General features: G+C 71.9%; 21 protein-coding genes, 1 tRNA gene and 1 pseudogene. 8 read left to right on the forward strand and 15 right to left on the reverse strand.

The window, feature by feature from the left end; genetic code table 11:
- Positions 1-556 precede the first annotated feature (556 nt).
- The 7 genes from ACFV9M_RS09925 to ACFV9M_RS09955 form a co-directional block, all read right to left on the reverse strand.
- Positions 557-1,993: a hypothetical protein gene (locus tag ACFV9M_RS09925; RefSeq protein WP_385065534.1), complete on the reverse strand. Its 1,437-nt coding sequence runs from the start codon at positions 1,991-1,993 to the stop codon at positions 557-559.
- The gene (locus ACFV9M_RS09930; RefSeq protein ID WP_385065532.1) at positions 1,990-3,048 is read right to left on the reverse strand and encodes an SIS domain-containing protein; all 1,059 of its coding nucleotides are present in this window, start codon (positions 3,046-3,048) and stop codon (positions 1,990-1,992) included. Before ACFV9M_RS09930 ends, ACFV9M_RS09925 begins: the two co-directional genes overlap by 4 nt.
- On the reverse strand, positions 3,045-3,620 hold the full coding sequence (locus ACFV9M_RS09935; protein WP_385065529.1) for a GNAT family N-acetyltransferase: 576 nt from the start codon (positions 3,618-3,620) through the stop codon (positions 3,045-3,047). The genes ACFV9M_RS09930 and ACFV9M_RS09935 overlap by 4 nt, the downstream gene beginning before the upstream one ends.
- Positions 3,617-4,585, reverse strand: coding sequence for an O-methyltransferase (locus tag ACFV9M_RS09940; protein WP_385065526.1), 969 nt, complete (start codon positions 4,583-4,585; stop codon positions 3,617-3,619). The genes ACFV9M_RS09935 and ACFV9M_RS09940 overlap by 4 nt, the downstream gene beginning before the upstream one ends.
- A 65-nt stretch (positions 4,586-4,650) precedes the next feature.
- A complete protein-coding gene (locus tag ACFV9M_RS09945; protein WP_385065524.1) occupies positions 4,651-5,748 on the reverse strand; it encodes a GNAT family N-acetyltransferase in 1,098 nt (365 codons plus the stop codon).
- Positions 5,745-7,139 (reverse strand): MFS transporter, encoded by a 1,395-nt coding sequence (locus ACFV9M_RS09950; RefSeq protein WP_385102371.1) that lies wholly within the window; start codon positions 7,137-7,139, stop codon positions 5,745-5,747. The genes ACFV9M_RS09945 and ACFV9M_RS09950 overlap by 4 nt, the downstream gene beginning before the upstream one ends.
- Positions 7,136-8,257 (reverse strand): GNAT family N-acetyltransferase, encoded by a 1,122-nt coding sequence (locus ACFV9M_RS09955; protein WP_385065518.1) that lies wholly within the window; start codon positions 8,255-8,257, stop codon positions 7,136-7,138. The genes ACFV9M_RS09950 and ACFV9M_RS09955 overlap by 4 nt, the downstream gene beginning before the upstream one ends.
- Positions 8,258-8,430: 173 nt before the next feature.
- Here ACFV9M_RS09955 and ACFV9M_RS09960 point away from each other — a divergent pair, with 173 nt between their 5' ends.
- Positions 8,431-8,934, forward strand: a complete 504-nt coding sequence (locus tag ACFV9M_RS09960) for a gamma-glutamylcyclotransferase family protein (protein WP_385102373.1) — start codon at positions 8,431-8,433, stop codon at positions 8,932-8,934.
- 29 nt (positions 8,935-8,963) lie between these two features.
- On the opposite strand, the pseudogene ACFV9M_RS09965 reads toward ACFV9M_RS09960, so the two are convergent.
- A pseudogene (locus ACFV9M_RS09965) lies at positions 8,964-10,148 on the reverse strand (ATP-grasp domain-containing protein); the annotation flags it as partial.
- A 2-nt stretch (positions 10,149-10,150) separates the two neighbouring features.
- Positions 10,151-11,230: a diiron oxygenase gene (locus ACFV9M_RS09970; RefSeq protein WP_385065513.1), complete on the reverse strand. Its 1,080-nt coding sequence runs from the start codon at positions 11,228-11,230 to the stop codon at positions 10,151-10,153.
- Positions 11,231-11,695: 465 nt separating this feature from the next.
- Here ACFV9M_RS09970 and ACFV9M_RS09975 point away from each other — a divergent pair, with 465 nt between their 5' ends.
- Positions 11,696-13,390: a DUF885 domain-containing protein gene (locus tag ACFV9M_RS09975; protein WP_385065511.1), complete on the forward strand. Its 1,695-nt coding sequence runs from the start codon at positions 11,696-11,698 to the stop codon at positions 13,388-13,390.
- Between the two features lie 246 nt (positions 13,391-13,636).
- Here ACFV9M_RS09975 and ACFV9M_RS09980 read toward each other — a convergent pair.
- The 3 genes from ACFV9M_RS09980 to ACFV9M_RS09990 form a co-directional block, all read right to left on the reverse strand.
- Positions 13,637-13,710, reverse strand: a tRNA-Pro gene (locus ACFV9M_RS09980).
- Positions 13,711-13,761: 51 nt separating this feature from the next.
- Positions 13,762-14,547: a Pr6Pr family membrane protein gene (locus ACFV9M_RS09985; RefSeq protein ID WP_385065508.1), complete on the reverse strand. Its 786-nt coding sequence runs from the start codon at positions 14,545-14,547 to the stop codon at positions 13,762-13,764.
- Between the two features lie 96 nt (positions 14,548-14,643).
- Entirely contained in the window at positions 14,644-15,570 is a 927-nt protein-coding gene (locus tag ACFV9M_RS09990) for a metallophosphoesterase (RefSeq protein ID WP_385065505.1), read from the reverse strand.
- 75 nt (positions 15,571-15,645) lie between these two features.
- Between ACFV9M_RS09990 and ACFV9M_RS09995 the strand changes: the two genes are divergently transcribed.
- Complete coding sequence (locus tag ACFV9M_RS09995) at positions 15,646-16,110, forward strand: GatB/YqeY domain-containing protein (protein WP_385065502.1); 465 nt, start codon at positions 15,646-15,648, stop codon at positions 16,108-16,110.
- A 126-nt stretch (positions 16,111-16,236) separates the two neighbouring features.
- On the opposite strand, the gene ACFV9M_RS10000 is transcribed toward ACFV9M_RS09995, so the two are convergent.
- Complete coding sequence (locus tag ACFV9M_RS10000) at positions 16,237-18,519, reverse strand: transglycosylase domain-containing protein (protein ID WP_385065500.1); 2,283 nt, start codon at positions 18,517-18,519, stop codon at positions 16,237-16,239.
- A 409-nt stretch (positions 18,520-18,928) separates the two neighbouring features.
- Here ACFV9M_RS10000 and wblA point away from each other — a divergent pair, with 409 nt between their 5' ends.
- Positions 18,929-19,267, forward strand: coding sequence for a transcriptional regulator WblA (gene wblA / locus ACFV9M_RS10005; RefSeq protein ID WP_385065592.1), 339 nt, complete (start codon positions 18,929-18,931; stop codon positions 19,265-19,267).
- A 223-nt stretch (positions 19,268-19,490) separates the two neighbouring features.
- Here wblA and ACFV9M_RS10010 read toward each other — a convergent pair whose 3' ends face one another.
- Together ACFV9M_RS10010 and ACFV9M_RS10015 are read right to left on the reverse strand one after the other, a co-directional pair.
- Positions 19,491-20,921 carry an ArsA-related P-loop ATPase gene (locus tag ACFV9M_RS10010; protein ID WP_385065497.1) on the reverse strand — a complete coding sequence of 477 codons (1,431 nt, stop codon included), beginning with the start codon at positions 20,919-20,921 and terminating at the stop codon, positions 19,491-19,493.
- A complete protein-coding gene (locus ACFV9M_RS10015) occupies positions 20,918-21,895 on the reverse strand; it encodes an ArsA family ATPase (protein ID WP_385065494.1) in 978 nt (325 codons plus the stop codon). Before ACFV9M_RS10015 ends, ACFV9M_RS10010 begins: the two co-directional genes overlap by 4 nt.
- A gap of 139 nt (positions 21,896-22,034) precedes the next feature.
- On the opposite strand from ACFV9M_RS10015, the gene ACFV9M_RS10020 reads away from it, so the two are divergent.
- The 4 genes from ACFV9M_RS10020 to ACFV9M_RS10035 all read left to right on the forward strand — a co-directional run bounded on the left by ACFV9M_RS10020 (position 22,035) and on the right by ACFV9M_RS10035 (position 24,812).
- Positions 22,035-22,193 (forward strand): DUF4177 domain-containing protein, encoded by a 159-nt coding sequence (locus ACFV9M_RS10020; RefSeq protein ID WP_003967454.1) that lies wholly within the window; start codon positions 22,035-22,037, stop codon positions 22,191-22,193.
- Positions 22,190-22,651 carry a RidA family protein gene (locus ACFV9M_RS10025; protein ID WP_385065490.1) on the forward strand — a complete coding sequence of 154 codons (462 nt, stop codon included), beginning with the start codon at positions 22,190-22,192 and terminating at the stop codon, positions 22,649-22,651. Before ACFV9M_RS10020 ends, ACFV9M_RS10025 begins: the two co-directional genes overlap by 4 nt.
- Before the next feature lie 464 nt (positions 22,652-23,115).
- The gene (locus tag ACFV9M_RS10030; RefSeq protein ID WP_385065487.1) at positions 23,116-23,985 is read left to right on the forward strand and encodes an NUDIX hydrolase; all 870 of its coding nucleotides are present in this window, start codon (positions 23,116-23,118) and stop codon (positions 23,983-23,985) included.
- Positions 23,982-24,812 carry an MBL fold metallo-hydrolase gene (locus tag ACFV9M_RS10035; protein WP_385065484.1) on the forward strand — a complete coding sequence of 277 codons (831 nt, stop codon included), beginning with the start codon at positions 23,982-23,984 and terminating at the stop codon, positions 24,810-24,812. Before ACFV9M_RS10030 ends, ACFV9M_RS10035 begins: the two co-directional genes overlap by 4 nt.
- Positions 24,813-24,866 lie beyond the last annotated feature (54 nt).

Here is a 24,866-nt window from a genome sequence, read left to right on the forward strand (position 1 = left end):
GCCGCCGCGTGCCGGGGTGGACGGCTCACCCGGACCCGGACGGCCGCCCCGCGCCCGCAACCGCGCCCCGAGCGCCCGCGACGCCACCCCGAGCGCCACCGTCGGTTCCACACCCCCACGCGACCCGCAGGGGGACAGCACTACACGCATTCCGCGCCCTCGTTTCCGCAGTTCCCGACCCTCGGCGGGCGATTCTGCGGCACAGAGGGGGCCTTGCCGCAAGCCCCCCGGTGCGCTATACGTTGAGAGTGGAAAGGAGCCAGTATCTCCTTTCCCTCTCTTTTTCCGGCACACCGGCTCTTTTTCCGGCACACCGGCCGTCCCCTAAGACCGCCGCCCGAGCAGCCGGGCCTGCTCCCTCTTCGACCGGGCGAACCCCTGCCGCGCGTACCCACCGGTCTCACCGGTCTCCTCACGTGGAACGGCACCCCCGCGTGACCGCGGCCGCCGCAGGACGCGGACGACACAGGTCCCCAGACTGCTCATGCGAGCAGCCTGGGGACCTGGCGTTTCTCCGTCGGTGACCTGCGACACCCGGGTCCGTCCGGTGATCGGCTCACCCCGCGGGACCGACGGTGAAGACGCCGGTGGTGCGGGTCAGGGGGTTGGAGCCGTAGTTGACGACGGCGGAGGCGGAGGCGGGGGCGGCCCGGACGTCGGTGCCGGCGTAGCCCTGGGGAGTGAGGAAGAGGCCCCAGGCCGCGACCCAGGGGGTACGGGCGCCGGTGGCGGGGTCGAGCACGGGTTCGGTGCGGGGCAGGACGCGGCGCTGGACGATCCAGCGGTTGCCCAGACCGGTGAGGGGGCCGGCGGCGTCCGCCATGCGGTCCTGGAGGAGGCGGGCCCAGTCGTCCGGGTCGCGTTCCCAGCCGGGGATCACGCCCGTGCCCCCGAAGTCACGGAGGGGCTTGAGGAGGAGCTGGGTGCGGTGTTCCCGGCAGAAGGACAGCAGGTCGGTGACGGTCTCTTTGGGGGTGGGTCCGGGGGTGGGCGGTCCGTCGGCGAGGAGACGGGTCCACGGGAGGAGACGGTCGGTGAGGGCGCGTTCGGCGGGAGTGAAGGCGGTGGCGGGGTCGGAGAGGAGTGCGAGGGCGCCCTTGTTGGAGTAGAGGGAGCTGTCCATCGGGGTCCACAGGACGGCGCGCCCCTCCTCGTGGGCCCGGAAGGCGAGTTCGGCGCGGGCGGCGGAGGAGGGGTCGGCGCAGAGGTCGTCGACGGTGAAGAAGCGCAGGACGACATCGAGGGGGTCGCCGTCGAGGCGGAGGCGGCCGTTCTGTTCGGTGAGGGTGTCCAGTTCGCCGAGGGTGAGGGGGAGGCCGAGGCCCCGCATCATCTCGGCGAAGGCGAGCAGCAGATGGCCGAAGGCGGCCAGGCCGCCCGGAGCGCAGACCAGGCCGACGCGGGGCTCTCGGACCCCGCGGGTGAGGTGACGGGCGGCCTCGCGCAGGGCGACGGCGACGCGTTCACCGGTGTGGACGTGCTCCAGGCCGTGTTCGGCGGCGAAGTCCGCGAACGCGGGGTGGGTGAGCAGGGCCCGCTGCATCTGGGAGCGGTCGGTGCCGCCCAGGTCGCTGGCGATGTTGAACTCCAGCAGCTTGAAGGCGCTGCCGTCGTGGTAGAGGTCGGCACGGCCGTAGCGGGTGGCCGCACCGGGGCCGGCGGCGAAGCGGGAGATCACCGCGGCCCGGTCGGGGGCGATACCGAGGGCGTCGCAGTAACGGGCCGTGTCCCCGTCGAAGAGGCGCTGCGGGAGGGAGGCGAGCAGGGCGAACAGGTCCTGCACGTCGGCCGCGGCACGGCGCAGCTCGGGACCGTCGGTGAAGAGGGGGCGGGAGAGCATGCGGGCCCCCCAGCACTCCTGGAAGGCCGGGGGGTAGACGGTCTCGCGGACGGCGTCGGCCAGGCGGGGGTCGGAGAGATAGGCCTCGGTGACGGCGGCGGCGGTGGGGCCGGCCGAGGCGGTCTCCGGCGCGATGCCCGGGCTGACGGTCACAGCTTCACCGACCGGATGGCCGAGGCCCAGGGCTCGGCCTCCAGGTGGGTGAGGTCGGGGCTGGCGCCGGTGCGGGCGGCGGCCAGGGAGACCAGGCGCTGGAAGGGGACGACCGACACCAGCGGACGTACGAGAGCGGGGACGGAGGCGAAGGGGAGGGCGGAATCGGGATCGTCGGCGCTGTGGTGGACGGGAGCGCCCAGGGCGCGCAGGACCCGTTCCAGGTCGGCGGTGCGGCCGGCGTCGGGCCCGGCGGGGCGCAGGAGGAAGCCGGCGGTGGTCGCGGAGAAGACGGCGGGAGTGCCGTGCAGGGCGAACTCGGTGTGCAGGGCCTCGGCCCAGCGGTACGTGCCCTCCTTGATCTTGAGCGCGGCTTCGGCGGCGGTGATCGCGTCCAGTCCGGTGCCGGTGACCAGGACCGGTCCGGCGGCGTCGGCCAGGGCGTCCACGGCCTCCGGGGCGACGGTGAGCTCCAGCGTGCGGGACAGGGCCTCGGGGACCTCCCGGAGCGCGGCGGCCAGCGGGGCGCCCTGTTCGCCGAGGGCGGTGGCGACCAGGCGGGCGAGCAGGGTCAGGGCGGTGGTGTAGGAGACGGTGTGGGTGCTGGCGGCTTCCTGGGGGCAGGTGCGCAGGACCGTGTCGGCGGCGGGCTCGGCCGGGCCCTCGCCGGTGATGGCGACCGTGGTGGCACCGGCTTCGGCGGCGCGGCGGAGGACGTCGTTGGGGCAGGCCTTGGTGCCCCGGTGGCTGACCACCACGACCTGGTCGGCGGAGGTGACGTGCTCGGTGAGGGCCAGGTCGTGGGCGTCGATGGCGGCGGCCCGTATCCGTCCGCCGGTCAGCAGCCGGACCCAGCCCGCGGCGACGCGGCAGGCGTGGAGGGAGGTGCCGATGCCGGTGAAGACGAGAGGCCGGGCGGGGTCGAGGACAGGGACGGGGGTCTGGAGGAGGGCGGCCAGGGCCTGGGGCTGGGAGGCGACATGGCCGTCGTAGGCGGCGGAACCGCCCGGGGCGGTGGAGGTCGCGGGCGCGGCGGTGGGGGGCAGGGCGGTCATCGGACGGGCTCCTTCACAGGGGTGGGGGCGGCGAGCAGGTCGTCGAGGGGGGTGCCGTCGTAGCGGGCGCAGTTGGCGGGGAAGGTGCGCTGGAAGATGTCCAGGTCGGTCAGGCGGCCGAGTTTGTAGCCGACCTGGCGCAGGACGCCCTCGTGGCGGTACCCGGCGCGCAGGACCATGCGGCGGGAGGGCTCGTTGCCGGAGGAGATGAACGCGATCACCGTGGACATGCCGGCCTGCTCGGCCAGTTCGGTGAGACGGGCGCACAGGGCCGAGCCGACGCCCCGGCCCCGCGCGTCGGGCGCGAGGTAGATGGAGATCTCGGCGCTGGCCAGGTAGCCCCTGCGGGACGAGAACGGGCTGAGGGTGCCGTACCCGGCGAGCCGCCCCTCCTGCTCGGCGGCCAGGGCGGGGTAGCGGCCGTGGTGGGCGGCCAGCCAGACGCGCAGGTCGTCCAGCGTCTTCTCGTCGTGGTCCAGGGTGGCGTCGGTGTGCCGGATGGCGTGGTTGAGGGTAGACAGCACCTCGGGGAGATCGGCCTCGGTCAGCGGGCGCAGGACGAGGGCGCTCATCGGGAGGCCTCCCGCAGGACGGCGTCGGTGCGGCGGCGGTAGATTCCGACGCCCTCGGAGCTGGGGATCAGGCGCTGGAGGTCGTAGTGGGCGTCCAGGTGGCCGTGGAAGCGGGCGTACTGGGCCCGGTTGTTGGCGATGCGCCCGGTGAAGTAGCGGTTCTCGGTGAGGTTGCCGAGCAGCATGTTGTGGGCGATCAGCAGGCAACCGGGGCGCAGGGCGGGGGTGGTGGCCTCCATGATCGGGAAGTAGATGGCCTTGTCGATCAGGTCGGGGTCCATGCCCTCGGGGGCGCGGTGGGGGGAGGGACCCTCGGCGTCCAGGACGCACAGGTCGACGGGCTCGAGGGTCAGACCGTGGGCGATGGCGTCGGTGGTGGCGAACTCGACGCCGTCGGCGAGACCGAGGGCGGTGAGGTTGCGTTCGGCCAGCGCCATCGTGCCGGGGTCGATGTCGATCAGGGTGGCGGTACCGCCGGCCGCGCGGATGCCGGGCAGCGCCCAGACCGCCCAGTACCCGTAGTACGAGCCGGGGAAGACGGTGCGGCGGGGAGCCAGCAGATGGCAGAGGGCGAAGAGCAGACGGGCCTCTTCCGGGAAGATGTAGGTGGTGCGGCCCTCGTGCGCGAACTGCTGGGCGACGCGCTCACGCAGCGCCTCGAACTCGCCCTCCGGGTAGTCGGTGGAGGCGATCACGCCGTCCCGCTCCAGCCCCTCCAGGACCTGTGCGACGAAGGCGCGCTCGTCCACGGGGAAACGGGTCGAGAGGTTGAGCTGGTCCTCGTTCAGCCCGACGTCCTCGGGGCGCAGGCCACCGGTGTTCAGCCAGGAACAGTAGTCGGTGCGGCTGAGCAGACCGCCGCGGAAGTCCCGGTACTCGGGGACGGCGCACAGGGCGCGGTCGATGATGTCGTAGGCGACTCCGCCGGCGGTGCGGGTGGTGTCGAGAGTGGCGGCGGTGGTCACGCCGGGCTCCTTCTGGTGGTGTGGTGTGAGGCGGGAACGTGGGGTGGGAACGGGGAGGTGGGAGGTCACAGCGGCAGGACGTAGCTGTGCTGGGTGGTCGCGGTGCAGCCGCGGGAGCTCTTGGCGTCCTCGCTGCCGAGCCCGTAGTGGACGGTGCGGATGCCGCTCGCGGCAGCGTGCTCGACGATGCGGTAGTAGAGCGTCTCGTAGTAGAGGGGCAGCTTGGCCGGCTCCTGGAAGGCGTAGTCGAAGCCGGCCCGCAGGGCGTACCAGCAGCTGCCGCGGGCGATGAACAGGCCGAATCCGCGGACCTCGCCGTCGGCGACGGTGGCGGAGACGAAGGCGTCCTCGCCGAACACGGACAGGGTCCGCTCCAGAACCTCCTGGGACTGGGACGCCTTCCAGTGGCCGAGGCCGTACTTGGCGAAGAGTTCGGCCTCCAGAGCGGCGAGGCGGGGCAACGGGAAATCGGCGAGGGGACCCATGCGGTGCTCCACGCCCGCGCCCTCCAGGGCGCGGCGCTCGGCGCGCATCCTGCGGCGGCGGTGGCTGCTGAACCGTTCGAGGTACGCCTCGAAGCCGCCCTCGGGGACATCGAGCCGGCTGTAGCGGCCGGCCTCGGCGGACCGGTAGCCGCGGTCGCGGAGGGCGTCGACGAGGAAGGTGTCGGTCTCGTCGGTGTAGAGGAACGAGACCGAGCGGGCGCCGCGGGCGCGGGCCCATTCCTCCGTACGGTCCAGGAGCGCCGCCACCTCGGCGGGGCCGGCTCCGGGAGCGAGCAGCAGACGGGTTCCGCCCACGTGGCGACCGCCCGCGACCACGCCGGGCAGCAGGGTCTCGGCGGGATCACCGGGCAGGGAGGCCAGGAGTTCGGCGGCGCCGGGGAGTCCCTGTTCGGCGCCGGAGGCGAGGACGGTGTCGGGACGGACCAGGGTCCAGGGGACGCTCGCGTCGGCCAGGGCCATGGAGACGGCGGCCACGGGGCGGCCCTCGTCGTCCGGGAGGACGACGTAGTGCGTGTCCACCTTGCCGGTGGCCTCCACCACGCTGGTCCAGCGGTGGCTGAGGAAGAAGTCGTGGTCGCCGGCGAGCGCGTCCCAGAGGGCAGCGGGGATCTCCGCGATGCGGTCCGCCTCGGCCGGGGCGGTGAGAACGGTGGTCATGAGGTGGGGCTCTCTGTACGGGTGACGAGGCCGGCCGCCGCTGTCAGGGCGGCGAGCAGCCAGAACAGGACGGCAGGGCTCAGGGCGAGCATCGAGGTGACGAGGAGGGGGGACAGTGCGGTGGCGATGCCCACCGGGAGCTGGTTGGCGGCCAGGTAGGTGCCGCGCCTGGATTCGGGCGGGAGGGCGGTCAGGACCACCGCCACCGTCTGGAAGACGATCAGTTCGCTGACCGTCCAGCCGATCATGGCCACGACCAGGAGAGCGACAGCGGGGCCGGGGCCGACCCCGGTGGCCAGGGAGAACAGCAGGATGGAGGCCGTGGCGAGAAGCGTGCCCGCGCCCAGCAGACGGCTCGGCGGGTGACCGTTGAGACGGCGGTCCAGGGGGAGCTGGCCGAACATGAGCAGGGTGGTGTTCAGACCGAACATCGCGCCGACGGTCCAGCCGGGGAGCCGGAGGCTGTCGAGGAGGTAGACCGGGAGGGCGTTCTCCAGGGCGGTGGCGGCCAGGAAGAGGGCCGCGCCGGCCAGCGACACGCGCACGAAACGGGGGTCCCGCCAGGGGGAGGGACCGTTCGGCCGCGCAGCTTGTGGAGGCCGGGTGGCGGGGGCGACGGCGGCGGGCGTGTCGGTGGCGGCGGGCGCGTCCGGGGCGGCGGGAGTGTCGGTGGCGGCGGGCGCGTCCGGGGCGGCGGGAGTGTCGGTGGCGGCGGGCGCGTCCGGGGAAGCGGGCGTGTCGGTGGAGGCCGACGTGGCTGTGGCGGACGGCGTGTCAGTGGGGACCGGCGCGTCGGAGGCACGCCCCGTCGGATAGAGGGCAGCGGCGAGGGCGAATCCGACAGCGGTGCACAGGCCGAGCGCGGGGTAGCCCACTCCCCCGGTGACGAGCAGACCGCCGAGCAGGGCCCCGCCGCCGATCCCCGCGTTGAAGATCGTCCGGTACAACGCGAGCCAGCGGCTGCGGGCGGCGCTGTCCTGGCCGGCCAGGGCGGCGGCCAGCAGCGGGCTGCCGATCTGTTCGGCCCGGGTGCCCAGCGAGGACAGCATGGCCAGGACCAGGAAGGCGGCCAGGCCGTCCAGGAGCAGGAAGCCGGCGAACGCGGCGGCGCGGGCCAGCGAGGCAGCCACCAGCAGCCGGTGGGGGCCGATCCGGTCCGCGAGTCGGCCGAGGGCGGGCAGCAGCGGAAGAACCGCCAGCGAGGCGGCCGTCAGACCGGGGCCGACGGTGGACAGCGGGAGGGCCGCCACGTCCTTGAAGAAGAGCAGGGCGAAGGAGATGAAGAAGCCGCTGCCGACCGCGTTGAGGAGTCCGGCCGCGGCGAAACGGCGGACCCCGGAGCCCTCCGGCAGCAACCGCTCCTTCCCGGCTGCCCGGACGGGGGCGCTCACCGGGCCGTCTCCAGCTTCAGGACGTACGCGTACTGGGTCTCGGCCGTGCACCCCCGGGAACGCTTGGCCTCCTCGCTGCCGAGACCGTAATGGATGCCGGTGACGCCATGGGCGGGGGCCTCGGTGACGGGCCGGTAGTAGAGGGCTTCGAAGTAGAGGGGGAGACGGCCCTGGTAGGCGTAGTCGAAGCCGGTCTGGCGTGAGTACCACTGGTCGCGGAAGCGGAGCAGGACGGCGTAGCCCCGGATCTCCCCGTCGCCCGTGACGCGGGAGACGAGGGCGTCCTCGCCCATCACCTCGGCGATGCCGTGCAGGGCGGCCTCGGTGTGTGCGGGGGTCCAGTCCAGGCCGTACTTGGCGAGGAGCGAGGTCTCCAGGACGGCGAGCCGGGGGATGTCGCGGACGTCGAGCGGGGCCAAGGAGGAGGAGATGCCGGCCTCGGCGAGTTGCCGGCGGTCGGCCTGGGCACGGCGGCGGCGCTTGCCGGGCAGAGCGGCGAGGTAGCCGTCGAAGCCGCCGGGCGGGAGGGCGAGAGCGGAGTAGCGGCCGGAGGCGTGCCGCAGATAGCCGCGCTGCTCCAGGACCTCGCGAAGGCCGGTGTCGTGCTCGCCGACGAAGGGGAAGGCGACGGAGGCCGCGCCGACGGCGCGGGCATGGGCTTCGGCGCGATCGAGGAGACCGCGGGTGGTGGCGTCGTCGTGCGGGTCGGCGCGGAGCAGCCGGCTGCGGCCCATGTGGCGGCCGCCGCAGACCAGGCTGGGCAGCAGGGAGGACGGGGTGCCGACGGCGTCCAGGGCGGCGGCCGCGCCCTCGGCCCCTTCGGCGGCGCAGGCGGTGAGCAGGGTGTCGGGGCGGGCCAGCACCCAGGGCGCGTCCGCGTCGGCGAGGACGGTGGGAAGGGCGCCTGCCAGGGAGCCGGCGCGCTCGTGCAGGAAGTACCGGAAGGGGGCGGCGGTGGTGCGCTCGGCGATGTTCAGCCAGCGGCGGGAGAGGTGGAAGTCGTCGCTGTGCAGCAGGGCCTCCCAGGGGGCGCCGCCGGCGGCCTCTGCGGCCGTGGCCACCTGTGGCCAGGTGCTCCCGGTGGGCGGGCTCGGTGCTGTCGACTCGGTCCGCGTCATACCTGGTTCTCCGTCATGCCTGGTTCTCCGTCATGCCTGCTGCTCCGCCTTTCCTGGGATGGGGTGCTGCCCGGCGGGTTCGGGCACGCGTCGTAGGCTCCGGCAGGAAGCACCGGCTGCTTGTCCGTAGGGGAGTGGGATCTTTGTCGACGGCCGATCACCTGACGTCCGAAATGCCCTTGTTCGTCTACGGCAGCCTGTCCTTCGACGAAGTGCAGCGGGCACTGCTGGGCCGGCTCCCGGTGTCCCGTCCGGCGGCCGTGACCGGCTGGCGCAACGCGGCCCTGCGGGACCGCGCCTTCCCCGGTCTGGTGCCCCGGGCGGGCAGCCGGGTCGCCGGATGCCTGCTGACCGGTCTGGATCCCGCCGAGCGTGCTCTGCTGCATGCGTACGAGGGGCCGATGTACGAGGACCGCGCCCTGTCCCTGGAGGGCGGCGGCCTCGGTCGGGCCTACGTGTGCACCGATGCCTCGCTGGTCCTGGACACCGACTGGGACCGGGAGCACTTCGGCCGGGAGCTGCTGCCGGGCTATCTGGCGGGGGTGGTCCGCTGGCTGGCGTCCCGGCCGGATGTCCCGTGTGCGGCCCCGGCCGGTAGCGGTGCTTCGGGTGCGGCCCCGGCCGGTAGCGGTGCTTCGGGTGGGGCCACGCTCACCCGTACCGAATTCAGCAACTGATCCGCCAACGTCCCCGCCTCGCCGGGCCGTTCGGTGCCGATCATGAGCAGTCCGTAGCGATCGCTGTTGGAGCCGCCGGAGCGGATCTCCGTGCCCGGCGCGAGGGTGGTGGTCGCGGCGAGTACGGCGGGGTGGGCGGCGGCCTCCTCCCAGCCCGAGACCTCCCGGACCGTGCCGGCCGGCGGAACGAGGAACCGTACGGCGGCACCGCGTGCGGGGTTCGCGCCGGCGGGGAGGCTCACCGGGCGGCCGAGCAGGTCGTCCAGCCAGCTTCCGTACAGCTCCAGGCCGGGGTGGCACCACTCCAGCAGGGCGTGGATGCCGTCACCTCCCTGCCGGACGTGCACCTCACCGAGGACGACGCCCCGCGGGGTGGTCCAGCACTCCACGTGGAAGGGTCCGGTGCGCAGGCCGAGCGTGGTCAGGGCCGCCTCGACCTGCGTGGTGATGTCCTCGCGCAGGGCGTCCGGGAGCGGGGCGGGCATGGTGTGCCCGGACTCGACGAAGGAGCCGGCGGACAGCTTCTTGGCGGTCACCGCGAGCGCCCTGGGCACCCCGTCGGCGAACAGGCCCTCGACGCTGTACTCCGCGCCCTCCACGAAGGTCTCCACCAGCACCAGGCCGTCCGCGTCCCGTGCCTGATCGAAGGCGGCGGGCAGCGCCGCCGGATCGTGCACCAGCCGGACGCCTTCGCTGTTGCAGCGGTCGCGTGGCTTGACGATCACCGGTGCGCCGGCCTGCGCGGCGAGGAACGCGGCGGCCTCGGCGGGCTCGGAGCAGAGCCGCAGTTCGGGCTGGGCGAAGCCGGCCGCCCGCAGGAACTCCCGGCAGGCGTCCTTGGAACGGACCCGGCGGACCGCCACCGGATCGTTGCCGCGCAGGCCGAGCGCGGCCGCCGTCTCCGCGACGGCGATCACCGCGTACTCGCGGAAGCCCACCACCGCGTGCACCGGGTGCCGCTCGGCGTAGGACACGGCCCAGGCGGCGCAGGCGGCCGGATCGGTGAAGTCCAGTGGGTACGCCTCGTCGGCGGCGGCCACCAGATCGGGACAGGCCGCCAGGGCGGCGGCGGTGTCGGTGAGGACCACCCGGCACCCGCGGTCGCGGAACTGGCGTACCGAGCGCTCGCTGATGTCCCTGCCGTCGGTGGCCCACAGCGGGGCCGTGCCGCCCAGGACGAGGACGGTGGGTCGTTCGTTCTCGACAGCGTTCATCGTCACACCAGTTCGTAGGTCTCGAAGGCGGCCCGTATCGCGGGGTCGTCCAGCGCCCCGAGCCGTGTGAAGTGCTGGACCGTCTGCTGAGACGCGTCACGGGTGGTCTTGCGGACCAGACTCCCGGGGAACACCTCGGCCACTACCTGCTCGACGGCGTCCCGGCCCAGCCCGTACCCGGTCAGCTCTTTCCGGAGGGCCGGCAGGTCGGGTTGGAGGAAGGCGTCCACCATCACCGGCGCGAGGGTGCCGATCACCCGCCGCTCGGTCCGGTCCGACTGTGCCCACAGCTCCTTGAGGAAGAGAGCGAAATAGGTGTGATGGCGGCCCTCGTCCAGTGCGTGGTCGCGCACCACCTCGCGAACGGTGGGTACCACCCGGGGATCGTCCGGGACCTCGCCGAGCGAGCCCGAGATCAGCGTCTCGGAGACGATCACGAATATCAGCTCGGCCAGCGCCCGCCACTCGGGGTGCTTCTGCTGCACCAGCGCCAGTCGGGTCAGGAAATACGGTTCGGCGGGCAGCCGCGGGGTGATCCCCGTACGGCGCTCTGCCTGCCGCATCAAGTCGGCGGAGAACAGAGCGTGGTACGCCTCGTCGCAGTAGACCCGGTAGGCGTCGAACCGCATGTCCGGGTGGAGGTTCAGGCCCACCGTTCCCTGAGCAATACCGAGGGCAGTGCGGTTGACGACGACCTGTTCCAGCTTCGCGGTGAAATCCAGGTAACGGTAGAGGTGTTGGACCAGCACTTGGTCGAAGAGTTCGGGGCGAAGATCCCGCACCAGCTCGTGGCGGGCCAGCGGAACGAGCTCGGGCGAGAAGAAGTACTTCCCGTCGGTGTCGTCCGGCAGTTCCCGTCGGGGAGCCGCGCGTACCGAGGCGCGCTTGTCCCACCTGCGGAACGGGCTGCGATATCCATCCCCTGCTTCCGGGCCGGTGGAACGGTGTGTTTCCGCCCCGTCCGCGGTACTGGGAACGGGTGTGTCGACGCCCGCAGGTGCCTCAGAACCTCCGGTCAGCAGACGCTTGGGGCAGTAGCTGACCCCGCTACAGCCGGTGAAGAGACCGACGATGCCACACATGAATCCCCCGTTTTCAATATTCTCCGGCAGCGCCGCGATACCGAAATGAATTCGCGAGTGAACCGCTTTCCCGCCTTTTAGGCGGAGTAGCGCCCCGTCCGATGATCTTGCAAGCGGTACTGCTGGAGGTCAAGTTTCGCCTAACGGAATCTCGGAAGGTGAGATGAGTGGGGAAATGCCCGAACCGGGCATAGCGGTCTTTCATCCCGATCCGGCAACTGCCTGCCCTCATCGGGACAGTGTCGGCACGTCAGATGGCGTCCGGAAGTGCGACAACTGCCCCCAGTAATGCCTGGGCCCATGGGCTGGTCCATTCGATCCGTCCGGTGGACGGTGCATTGTGAAGGCGCCGATTGGAATACCGGAGCGGCTATCTGAGCCACCTCTGTATCCACCTCTGTAGCCACCTCCGTAGCCGCCGCAAGGAGGACAAGAACCGCTCGCTCGTGCAGTTACTATGCGCGAATGTCCCACGCCACTCCCCGGCAAATAGCCGACGCCCACACCCGCGCCTACGTAGAACTGGACCCGATCACGGGCACCGAGTACGGTCTGGCCTCCGGCGACGACCGGATTCCCGACTACTCCCCCGAGTGGCACGAGGCACGCGCTGCTCTCCTGCGCGAGACCCTCGCTGGACTCACCCGCGCTTCGGTCGCCTCGGCCTCTTCGTTCTCTTCGGTCGAAGACGAGGCGGAGCGCCGATGTGCCCGTCTCCTCGACGAGCGCCTGAAGGCCGAGCTCGCCGTGATCGAGGGAGGCGAGGGGCTGCGCCAGATCAGCAATCTCTACTCCCCGGTACACGCGGTACGCGAGGCCCTCACCCTGATGCCCACCGGTACCGAGGACGAATGGGCGGTGATCGCCCGACGCCTCGCCCGTGTCCCGGAGGCCCTGGCCGGTTACCGGGCGTCGCTGGCCGAGGGCTTGCGGCGAGGTCTCCCGGCAGGCCCGCGCCAGGTCCGTGCCGTCATCGAGCAACTGGGCGGCTGGCTCGGCGGCAGCTCGGGCCGGAGCTGGTTCGCCGACTTCGTCACACCGGGTCCGGACGTCCTTCGCAGGGACCTGGACACCGGGGCGGACGCTGCCGCTGACGCGGTGGCGGGGCTGCGGACATGGCTGCGCACCGTCTACGAACCCGGTGTCGCCGACGCCGCGGACCCGGTGGGACGGGAGCGCTACCTGCGCTGGGCCCGGTTCTGGAACGGCGTCGACCTGGACCCGGAGGAAGCGTACGCGTACGGCTGGTCCGAAATGCACCGGATCAACGCCGAGATGCGCGAGGCCGCCGGCGCGATCCTGCCGGGTGCCACCCCGTTGGAGGCCATGGCACACCTGGAGAAGCGCGGTGAGGCGGTCGAGGGTACCGAGGGCATCCTGTCCTGGCTGCAGAAGCTGATGGACGAGGCCGTCGAGCGGCTCGACGGCAGCCACTTCGACCTCGACCCCAGGATCAGAACGGCGGAAGCGGTCCTCGCTCCCCCCGGGACGGCTCCCGTCCCCTACTACACACCTCCGGCGATGGACTTCTCCCGCCCGGGCCGCACCTGGCTGCCCGCGCAGCCGGGCCAGAGCCGCTTCCCGACGTGGGATCTGGTCAGCGTCTGGTACCACGAGGGCGTACCCGGCCACCACCTGCAACTGGCGCAGTGGGTGCTCAAAGCCGACCAGCTGTCCACCTACCAAGCCACCCTCGGCCGCGTGAGCGCCAACTGCGAGGGCTGGGCACTCTACGCGGAACGGCTGATGGACGAGCTGGGACACCTGACCGACCCCGGCCACCGGCTGGGCTACCTCAACGGGCAGATGCTGAGAGCCGTCCGGGTCATCATCGACCTCGGCATGCACCTGTCCCTGAAGATCCCGCACGACTCCGGGTTCCACCCCGGCGAGCGGTGGACGCCGGAACTGGGCCGAGAGTTCCTCGCCGCCCGCACGGGTCTGCCGGCGGCCACGCTGGACAGCGAGCACATCCGCTACCTGGGCATGCCGGGTCAGGCCATCGGCTACAAGCTCGGTGAGCGAGCCTGGCTGGCGGGTCGCGAGGCGGCGAGGCAGGCCCACGGCACCGCCTTCGACCTGAGGACCTGGCACATGGCCGCGCTCTCCCAAGGCTCCCTGGGCTTGGACGACCTCGCCGCTGAGCTGGCCGCCCTCTAGCCCCAGTAGGCAGGAGGCTTTCAGGGCGGGTGTGGTGCTGCCCGGGGCGCTGCCCTTGGCCTTGCCGCGCCGGCTGCTGGAGGCTGCGGTGGGCACCTCCGGTGCGGTCACGCGGACGCCATGATCAGTGGCAGGGGCGGTGCGTGCGGTTCCGGCACGCACCGCACGGTCACGCAGTCAGACACGCAGCAACGCCAGAGGGCCCTTACCGATCCGGTAAGGGCCCTCTGATCTGCTATTCAGCTGTCGGGGTGGCGGGATTTGAACCCACGACCTCTTCGTCCCGAACGAAGCGCGCTGCCAAGCTGCGCTACACCCCGATGTCGCTGCGGGTCCTGCTCGTCCTGCTTGTCGCGGCGACGTCGTTTACTTTAGCCCACCGGTGGCTGTAGGCGAAATCCGGTTCTGGCGCGGAGGCGCATCGGGTTCGGGCGGGCGTGGTCGAGGGCTACCAGGAGGAGGGCGAGGGCGTAGAAGGACAGGCCCAGCAGGAGTGCGTTGGCGAGCGTGTGCCGGTAGCTGTGGGCGGCTGTGTCGAGGAACGGGTAGAGGTGGCGGCCGGGCGCACCCGGGATGATCAGTTCCGCGCGGATCAGGGAGAAGGCCAGGTAGGCCACGGGGTACAGCAGCCACGGTGCCGCCTGGCGCAGGCGGAGGCGGCCGGAGGGGGTCAGCAGGAGCCAGTCCAGGACGGCGGCCGCGGGGATCACGGTGTGCAGGAGGTGGCCGGCGAGCGCGTGCCAGCGCGTGGGGGTGCCGGTGGTGGCCGTCACGGAGAACGGGGTCGCCGCGTCCGCGAGGAGCAGGTGGTACACCAGGGCGGTGATCGTCGCGTAGAGCAGGGCCGCGCCGGTCCAGGCGGGGGAGAGGGGGCGGCGGGCGGTCCAGGCGCGGCGGGCCGACAGGGCCGTGACCAGCGCCAGGAGGATGCCGCTCTGGACGGCGAAGTGGCTGAGCACCCGCAGCGGGCTGCCGAGCAGCAGGGCCAGGGCGACGCCCGCCGCCGCGGTCGCGGCGATCAGCAGGCGGAGCATCGCGGCCAGGGGGCGTCGGACGGGGGCCACCACCGCCGAGGCGGGGACGGAGGAGGGCAGGAGCGCGTGCGTCCGCGGGATCGCCGGCAGGTCCGGGAGGTCCCTGGGTATCGGGGCGGTCATGCCCTCACGCTAGGGAGGGGTGACGAAAGGGGCTATTCGGGCGGGTCTGGACGGGTGGCAGCCCGGCCCACCGCCCCGCCACCCGCCGTCGGCTTCCTACTCCCGCCCCACCAACGTCAGCAACGTCGCCTCCGGCGGGCAGGCGAAGCGTACGGGTGTGTACCTGTTCGTTCCGCAGCCCGCCGACACGTGCAGGTAGGCCGTACGGTTCTCCGCCGTGTGCGTGGACAGGCCCTTCACCCGGTCCGTGTCCAGGTCGCAGTTGGTCACCAGGGCGCCGTAGAAGGGGATGCACAGCTGGCCGCCGTGGGTGTGGCCGGCCAGGACCAGGGGGTAGCCGTCCGCGGTGAACGCGTCCAGTGTGCGCAGGTAGGGGGCGTGGACCACGCCCATCGCGAAGTCCGCCGTGCTCGACGGGCCGCCGGCCACCTCGGCGTACCGGTCCCGCTTGATGTGCGGGTCGTCCAGGCCCGTGAGCTCCACGGACACACCCTCGACCTTGAGCGTGCCGCGCGTGTTCGTCAGGTTGAGCCAGCCCGCGCCGTCGAAGCCGTCGCGCAGCTCCTTCCACGGGTTGTGGACGACGCCGACCGCGGGCGGGTTGCCGTTCAGGCCGTGGCGGCCCTGGGTCTTCTCCAGCAGGTAACGGGCGGGGTTGCGCAGTTTCGGGCCGTAGTAGTCGTTGGAGCCGAAGACGTACGCGCCCGGGAACTCCATGAGCGGGCCCAGCGCGTCGAGGACCTCCGGGACGCCCTCCGGGTCGGACAGGTTGTCGCCCGTGTTGATCACGAAGTCGGGTCGCAGGCCGGCCAGCGAGCGCAGCCAGCGCTGCTTCTTGCGCTGGCCGCCGACCATGTGGATGTCGGAGACCTGCAACACGCGCAGGGGACGCATTCCGGCGGGCAGGACGGGGACCGTCACCCGCCGCAGGCGGAAGGAGCGGGCTTCGAATCCCGCCGAGTAGAGCAGTCCGGCGGCGCCGACCGCCGCGATTCCTAGGGGCACTCCGTATCGCGCGCGCATGTGTCCATCGTGTCAGACCCACCGCCCGCTAAATGAACGGGCGTCGGACTGGCAGCACCTGCGACAATCGCAGTCATGACCACGCTCAAGTCGAAGCTTCAGGAAGACCTCAACGCCGCGATCAGGGAGCGCGATGAGCTCCGCTCCTCGACGCTCCGGCTGACGCTCACCGCGATCACCAAGGAGGAGGTCGCGGGCAAGGAGAAGCGCGAGCTCTCCGACGACGAGGTGCAGAAGGTGATCACCCGTGAGGCGAAGAAGCGGCGGGAGGCCGCCGACGCCTTCGCGCAGGGTGGTCGCGCCGAGTCCGCCGAGCGGGAGAAGGCGGAGGGCGAGGTGCTTGCCGCGTACCTGCCCAAGCAGCTCAGCGACGACGAGCTGAACGACATCGTCGCCCAGGCCGTCGAGGAGGCGAAGGCGGCCGGTGCGGAGGGCCCGCGGGCCATGGGTGCCGTCATGAAGATCGTGAACCCGAAGGTGGCCGGCCAGGCCGAGGGCGGCCGGGTCGCCGCCGCGGTGAAGAAGCTCCTCGCGGGCTGACCCGGCCGACGCCTCGCCCCGGCGGCGACCGGCTCACCACGGCGAACGGCCCCCGTCCCTCCGTACGAGGGGCGGGGGCCGTTCCACGTCAGGGGCGGGCGGGGCGTGCGGGGCGTGCGGGGCTGCTCAGCCGCGCCCCCCGTTCCCGTTGTTCCCGTTTCCCCCGTTGCTCTGTCCCTGGAACAGGCCCTCGGGGAAAGAGTACGACGGGGTCGGCACCGTGCCGCCGTTCGTCGTGCCGCCGTTGATCAGGCCGGCGATGACGCCCTGGTCGCCGTTGCCGTCGTCGTTGCCGCCGTTGTCCTCGCCGTCGTCCTCGTCGCCGCCGTCCTTGTCGCCGCCGGGGATGTCGACGAGGTTGAAGCTCGGGGCCTCCTTGCCCTGGAGCGCGCCGGACATGGCGTCCCGCCAGATCGGGCCGGGCGTGTCACCGCCGTAGACCTCGGCGTGGTAGACGCCGCCGATGCTGATGTTGGTCATCTTGACCTTCTGGGTGGCGCTGCCTACCCAGACGGCGCCGGAGAGGTTCGGCGTGTAGCCGACGAACCAGGCGTTCTTCCGCTCGTCCGTCGTACCCGTCTTGCCGGCGCTCTCGCGGCCCGACAGGCCGGCCTGCTGGCCCGTGCCGGAGTCGACCACGCCGCGCAGCAGGGTGTTGATGCTGTCCGCGGTCTTCTCGCTCATCGCGCGCGAGCACGTCGACTTCGGGACCTCCAGCGACTTCTTCGTGCCGCCGACGGTCTGGGTGATCGACTCGATGGCGATCGGCGTGCAGTACATGCCCCGGCTGGCGAAGGCGGCGTACGCGGTCGCCATCGTCAGCGGCGACAGGCCGGTCGAACCGAGCGTCATCGAGGACGGCACCTCGGGGACCTTGTCGCCGTTGCCCTGGACCACGCCGAGGGCGTCGGTCATCTTCACCACCGGGCACATGCCGATGTCGGCGAGCATCTGCACGAAGTAGGTGTTGACCGACTTGGCCATGGCCTCCTTCAGCGAGTACGGGCCGACCTCGGACTCCGCCTCGTTCTCCAGCTTGTAGTTGCCGTCGTTGACCCAGGACTTCCCGCTGCACGTCTGGACCGAGGCCGGGTAGGGCATCTCGTACGGCGCGGCGTACGACTGGTTGATCGGCCGGCCCTCCTCCAGGGCGGCCGCGGCCACGAACGGCTTGAACGTCGAACCGGTCGGGAAGCCGAAGTTGGAGCCGCCCATCGCCGCGTCGACCGAGTAGTTGTACTCGGTCTCGTTCTTGCCGTAGCCGTACGGCTTCGACTGGCCCATCGCGAGGATCTTTCCGGTGCCGGGCTCGACGAGCGTGGCGGCCGCGGCGACCTTGTCCGACTTGTACACGTGGTCCTTGAGCGAGTCCTGGACGGACTGCTGGGACTGCGGGTCGAGCGTCGTCTGGATGGTGAGGCCGCCCTGGTTCCAGACCTTGGCGCGCTCCTCCTTGGTCTTGCCGAAGACCGGGTCGCTGAGGAAGACCCGCTCGACGTACTTGCAGAAGAAGCTGGCGCCCTGCACGGCCGTGATGCAGCCGTTCTTCGGCTGGGTGACCTTCAGGCCCAGCGGGACCTTCGTCGCCTCGTCGGCCTCGGCCTGCGAGATGTCGCCGACCTCGGCCATGCGCTCCAGCACGACGTTGCGCCGCTTGGTGGCCTCCGCCGCGTCGTTGACCGGGTCGTAGCGGCTGGGCGACTGCACGATGCCGGCGAGCAGGGCCGCCTCGGGCAGGGTGAGGTCCTTGGCGCTCTTGGAGAAGTACCGCTGGGAGGCGGCCTCCACGCCGTACGCCTGCTGGCCGAAGAACGTGATGTTCAGGTAGTTCTCGAGGATCTTCTTCTTGCCCAGCTCCTCCTCGACCTGGATCGCGTACTTCAGTTCGCGGATCTTGCGGCCGATGGTCTGCTGGGTGGCCTGCGCGACCTTCGTCGGGTCGTCGCCCGCCTCCTCGACGAAGACGTTCTTCACATACTGCTGGGTGAGCGTCGAGGCGCCCTGGGCGACCCCTCCGCTCTGCGCGTTCTGGTTCAGCGCGCGCAGGACGCCCTTGAGGTCCACGGCGCCGTGCTCGTAGAAGCGCGAGTCCTCGATCGCGACGATCGCCTTCTGCACGTAGGGCGAGATGTCGTCGAGGCCGACGACCGTGCGGTCACGGGAGTAGACCGTGGCGATCTGGTCGCCCTTGGCGTCGAGGATCGTGGTGCGCTGGCTCAGCGGTGGCGTCTTGAGATTGGCCGGGAGTTCGTCGAACGACTCCACCGACCCCTTGGCGGCCAGGCCCAGGGCACCGAACGCGGGCAGGGCGATACCGGCCAGCACGGCTCCCGCAAGGACACTGACACCGAGGAACTGGGCGGCCTGCTGCGTCGCCGTCAGACCACCGCCCGAGCGCTTCTTTGGCATGGGGGGAAGCCTACGTTCTCATTCGCCGGACACGCGTCAATGCCTTGGCCTAAGCTGCTCTCAACTGTCACAGCAGCAGGGCTACGTATCAATACGTCCGGTGACCCCGAATCGTTCCGGAGGTTTCTCACTTTCTTGGTGAGAGCGTGTCCGAATCCGCCTCGTGTGTCATCCGGCGCCCGTTGTGACTCAACAGGACTGTCCCGTTTTGCAGCGGATAGTCGCGCATGTCGCAGGCTCACTCCCCCGGGTGATCTGCCGCTTGCGCATAGTCCGTTCGGGCCATTCAAGATTGGGCCCGAAGGGGGTGTTGCGCTGTGCCCACCTTCCGTAACGTCCTCAACTGGCGGCGGTGAATATGCCGCTGCCGCCGTGGGGGAGCCTCGATTCGGGAGAGGACGGCGCCGGTATGGGCTGGGTAACCGACTGGAGTGCGCAGGCTGCCTGCCGCACTACTGATCCGGATGAACTGTTCGTTCAGGGAGCAGCGCAGAACAGGGCCAAGGCAGTGTGCACCGGATGTCCGGTACGCACCGAATGCCTGGCTGACGCGCTCGACAATCGCGTCGAGTTCGGTGTGTGGGGAGGCATGACGGAGCGCGAGCGCCGCGCCCTCCTGCGCAGGCGGCCGACCGTCACCTCGTGGCGGCGGCTGCTGGAGACGGCGCGCTTGGAGTACGAGCGCGGTGCGGGCATCGTGCCCCTCGACGACGACCAGGTGTACGAGAACTATGCGGCGGTGAGCTGAGGCGACCCCTCGGCTCGACCGCCGGAGGCCGGCTCAGTAGCCGGCAGTCGGCTCGGCTGTGAGCAGTCGGCTCATCCGTCGGTAGTCGGCTCGTCCGTCGGTAGTCGGCTCGTCCGTCGGTAGTCGGCTCAGTTGTGGGCAGTTGGCTCAGCTGTGGTCAGTTGACTCGTCCGTCGGTCGTCGGCTCAGCTGTGGTCAGTTGACTCGTCCGTCGGCAGTCGACTCATCCGTCGGCCGCCTCGGGCAGCTCCGGCCGGTTGGCCGCGAGCCGGTCACCGATGTTCCGCAACCCCACGAGGTCGTGGACGTCGCCGGGCAGTGCGGCCACTTCGGTGACCGCGACCTCGGGGTGGAGTGCGGCGAAGCGGTCCCGGGTGCGCTGCTCGCGGGAGAGCAGGTGCATGCGCTCGGCGTGCAGCCTCAACAGGCCCGCGGTGAGATCGTCGACGGCCCGATCCGCGTCCGCGGGGGAGTCGGACGTGGAGGCCGGCGACCGGGGCGCGGGGGAGCGCGGTGCCGTGGGCTGGGCTGTCGAGGCCTCGGGCGCAGGCGACCCGTCCACCGGGGAGTCGGGGGAGCCGGCCGGGCCGGGGGAGTCGGGGGTCTCTGATGCCGAACTGCCGTACGTGTCGGGAGAGTTACGAAATCCAGCCTTCCCGCCGTCCTGATCCACAATGCGGGGCTCTTCAAGATTTTCGGCGGCGGCGAGCGCCCGCTCGGCGGACAGCTGGGCGGCGCCGCTGCCATGGACCCGGTTGAGGACCAGGCCCGCCAGCGGCATGTCCTCGGCGGCCAGCCGCTCCACGAAGTACGCCGCCTCCCGCAGGGCGTCCCGCTCGGGAGCCGCCACCACCAGGAACGCCGTCCCGGGCGCCTGGAGCAGCCTGTACGTCGCGTCCGCGCGCGTACGGAAGCCACCGAACATCGAGTCCATCGCCGCCACGAAGGTCTGCACGTCCTTCAGCAGCTGACCGCCGAGCAGCTTGCCGAGGACGCCGGTCATCATCGACATGCCGACGTTCAGGAACTTCATCCCCGCGCGGCCGCCGACCTTGGCGGGCGCGAGCAGGACGCGGATCAGCTTGCCGTCCAGGAAGGACCCGAGCCGCTTGGGCGCGTCCAGGAAGTCCAGCGCCGAACGGGACGGCGGCGTGTCGACGACGATCAGCTCCCACTCGTCCCTGGCGCGCAGCTGCCCGAGCTTCTCCATCGCCATGTACTCCTGCGTGCCCGCGAAGCCCGCCGAGAGCGACTGGTAGAAGGGGTTGCTCAGGATCGCGGCCGCCCGCTCCGGGTCCGCGTGCGCCTCGACGATCTCGTCGAAGGTGCGCTTCATGTCGAGCATCATCGCGTGCAGCTCGCCGTCGCCCTCGACGCCCTTCACCCGGCGCGGGGTGTTGTCGAGCGAGTCGATGCCCATGGACTGCGCGAGCCGGCGCGCCGGGTCGATGGTGAGGACGACCACCTTGCGGCCCCGCTCGGCGGCCCTGAGGCCCAGCGCGGCCGCCGTCGTCGTCTTGCCGACGCCGCCCGAGCCGCAGCACACCACGATGCGCGTGCCCGGATCGTCGAGCAGCAGGTCGACGTCCAGCACGCGCGCGGGGGAGAGGCCGTGCCGGGTGCTCCCCTGGTCGTGAGTCTGGTCCGGACTCATGACATCCCCTGCTTCCGCAGCTCGGTGGCGAGTTCGTACAGGCCCGCGAGGTCCATGCCCTCGGCGAGCAGCGGCAGTTCGTGCAGCGGCAGGTCCAGGTCGGCCAGGACGGACCGCTGCTCGTGCTCCAGCGCGTACCGCTCGGCGTACTCCTCGGCCTGCGTCAGGAGCGGGTCGACCAGCCGCTCGGCGTGCCCGCCGCGCCGCGCCCCGCCGAGTCCCGCGGCCGACAGCGACCGTGCGACAGAGGAACGGCCCACCGTCCGCAGGAGTTCCAGCCCGTCCGCGTCGAGCAGCTCCGGCCGCACCATGTTGACGACGACCCGCCCCACCGGCAGCCCCGCCCCGCGCAGTTCGGCGATGCCGTCCGCGGTCTCCTGGACGGGCATCTCCTCCAGCAGCGTCACCAGGTGCACCGCCGTCTCCGACGACTTCAGCACCCTCATCACCGCCTGGGCCTGATTGTGTATGGGGCCGATCTTCGCGAGTCCGGCGACCTCGTCGTTGACGTTCAGGAAGCGGGTCACCCGGCCCGTGGGCGGGGCGTCCATGACGACGTAGTCGTACACGAACCGCCCGCTGCGGTCCCTGCGGCGCACCGCCTCGCACGCCTTGCCGGTGAGGAGGACGTCCCGCACACCGGGCGCGATGGTCGTGGCGAAGTCGATCGCGCCGAGCTTCTTCAGGGCCCGTCCGGCACCGCCCAGCTTGTAGAACATCTGGAGGTAGTCCAGAAGTGCCAGTTCGGGGTCTATGGCGAGGGCGTACACCTCCCCGCCCCCGGGAGCGACGGCGATCTTCCGCTCCTCATAAGGCAGCGCTTCCGTCTCGAAGAGCTGCGCGATGCCCTGCCGGCCCTCGACCTCGACGAGAAGCGTCCGCTTCCCCTCGGTCGCGAGGGCCAGCGCGAGTGCGGCGGCGACCGTCGTCTTTCCGGTCCCGCCCTTGCCGCTGACGACCTGGAGCCTGCTCACGTCTTCGAGCGTAACCAGTCGGCGCCCGGGCCAATCGGGAGGCTGTGGACAACGGGGTGCGCCCGCCCCTGCGTATGGGCGGCAATCGGCCACGTGGCCTGCGACGGGTCACCCCGTCCACAGCGGATACAGTCGGCCCATGACCAAGTGGGAATACGCAACCGTGCCGCTGCTCGTCCACGCCACGAAGCAGATTCTGGACACCTGGGGCGAGGACGGCTGGGAGCTCGTCCAGGTCGTGCCCGGACCGAACAACCCCGAGCAGCTCGTGGCCTACCTGAAGCGGGAGAAGGCGTGAGCGCCGTCGAGGCGAGGCTCGCCGAGCTGGGCCTGACCCTGCCGGCGGTCGTCCCGCCGCTGGCGGCCTACCAGCCCGCCGTGCAGTCCGGGCCGTACGTGTACACGGCCGGCCAGCTGCCGATGGTGGACGGCAAGCTGCCGGTGACCGGCAAGGTCGGCGCGGAGGTCACCCCCGAGGAGGCCAAGAACCTCGCCCGCACCTGCGCCCTGAACGCCCTGGCCGCCGTCAAGTCGGTCGCGGGCGACCTGGACCGCATCGCGCGCGTGGTGAAGGTCGTCGGCTTCGTCGCCTCGGCCTCCGACTTCACCGGCCAGCCCGCCGTCCTCAACGGCGCGAGCGAGCTGCTAAGCGAGGTCCTCGGCGACAAGGGCGTGCACGCGCGTAGCGCGGTGGGCGTCGCGGTGCTGCCGCTGGACGCGCCGGTCGAGGTGGAGATCCAGGTCGAGCTGGCGTAGCAGGGGCGGCGGCCGCTCCTACTACGGGCGGCGGCCGCTCCTACTGCAGGCGGCGGCCGCTCCTACTGCAGGCGGCGGCGGCCGTCTGCCGGTGGTCTTGCCGTCTGCCTGTGGTCTCGTCGGCCGCCGGTGGTCTTGCCGTCTGCCGGTGGTTCGTCGGCCGCTGGTGGTCGGACGGCTGCCGCCCGTGGTTCGTCGGCCGCCGGTGATGGGAGGGCGGGCGGTTGTCGGCCTCAGCGCATCGGCCTCCACGGCGCTCGGGGTGGCGTTCCCGCCCCTCAGGGCCTGATCGGGGGCGGCCGGCTCCCGCGGGCGCCGCCAGGCCCCCGGCGCCCGCCCAACCCCCCACTCCCCCAGCGGTGTGCTCTGCGCCCGCCCAGTGCCCGCTCAGCGCGTCCTGGGCGCCTTGGGAGTTCCCTCAGGCACCTCTCGAACATTCACGCACCACGGGATAGCCTCCGGCCATGGCGAATGGGCAGTGGTTTCCCGCGGACTGGCCGGACCGCATCCGCGCGCTGGCGGACGGGAGCCTCGAGCCGGTCGTGCCGAGGCGCGCGGCCACCGTCATGCTGCTGAAGGACACCGACGGCGGTCCCGTCGTCCACATGCTGCGCAGACGCGCCTCCATGGCCTTCGCCGGCGGGGCGTACGCCTATCCGGGCGGGGGAGTCGACCCGCGCGACGACGACCGTCACGTGCGCTGGGCGGGACCCACGCGCGCGTGGTGGGCCGAGCGGCTCGGAGTGGACGAGGCGGGGGCCCAGGCGATCGTCTGCGCGGCCGTACGGGAGACGTACGAGGAGGCGGGGGTCCTGCTCGCCGGGCCGGCCGCCGACTCCGTCGTCGGGGACACCACCGGCGCCGACTGGGAGGCCGACCGGGCCGCCCTGGTCGCCCGGGAGACGTCCTTCGCGGAGTTCCTCGGCCGCCGCGGACTGGTGCTGCGCTCCGACCTCCTGGGCGCCTGGACGCGCTGGATCACCCCGGAGTTCGAGCCCCGCCGCTACGACACCTGGTTCTTCGTCGCCGCGCTCCCGAAGGGGCAGCGCACCCGCAACGTCTCCACGGAGGCCGACCGCACGGTCTGGATCCGGCCGGCGGACGCGGCCGCCGCGTACGACGACGGCGAGCTGCTGATGATGCCGCCCACCATCGCGACCCTGCGCCAGCTGGCGTCCTGTGCCACGGCCGCCGAGGCCGTGTCGGGCGCCGCCGCGCGCGATCTCACGCCCGTACTGGCGCGGGCGCGCCTCGACGACGGCGAGGTCGTGCTGACCTGGCCGGGCCACGTCGAGTTCACCACACACATCCCCACAGGTGGAGCCCCTGCATGACGGACGCAGCAGCCCTTCCCGGCCGGCCTCGCGGCGGGGTCCTCTCCGGTCCCGTGACCGCCCGCGCGGTCAACGTCCTGGCGCCCAACGCCTCCGCGATGACGCTGGACGGCACGAACACCTGGCTCGTCGCCGAGCCGGACTCCGACCTGGCCGTCGTGATCGACCCGGGGCCGCTCCACGAGGGCCATCTGCGCGCGGTCGTCGACACCGCCGAGAAGGCCGGCCGGCGCGTCGCCCTGACCCTGCTCACGCACGGCCACCCCGACCATGCCGAGGGCGCCGCCCGCTTCGCCGAGCTGACCGGCACCAAGGTGCGGGCCCTGGACCCGGCGCTGAGGCTCGGCGACGAGGGGCTGGGCGCCGGTGACGTGATCACCGTCGGCGGGCTGGAGCTGCGGGTCGTCCCGACGCCCGGCCACACCTCCGACTCCCTGTCCTTCCACCTCCCGGCCGACGGCGCGGTCCTGACCGGTGACACCGTCCTCGGCCGCGGGACGACGGTCGTGGCCCACCCCGACGGCCGTCTGGGCGACTATCTGGACTCCCTGCGGCGGCTGAGGTCCCTCACGGTCGACGACGGCGTCCACACGGTCCTCCCGGGCCACGGTCCCGTCCTGGAGGACGCCCAGGGCGCCGTCGAGTTCTACCTCGCGCACCGCGCCCACCGTCTCGCCCAGGTCGAGACAGCCGTCGAGAACGGCCACCGCACCGCCGAGGAGGTCGTGGCCCACGTCTACGCCGACGTGGACCGCTCCCTGTGGCCGGCCGCCGAGCTGTCCGTACGGGCGCAGATGGAGTACCTGGAGGAGCACGGGCTCATCTAGCTAGGGCACGTGCCGAGGCCGGCGGCGCGCCGCCCGCCCACGGTCGGGGGCGGG

This window comes from Streptomyces sp. NPDC059895, from assembly GCF_042731035.1.
Classification (GTDB): Bacteria; Actinomycetota; Actinomycetes; order Streptomycetales; family Streptomycetaceae; genus Streptomyces.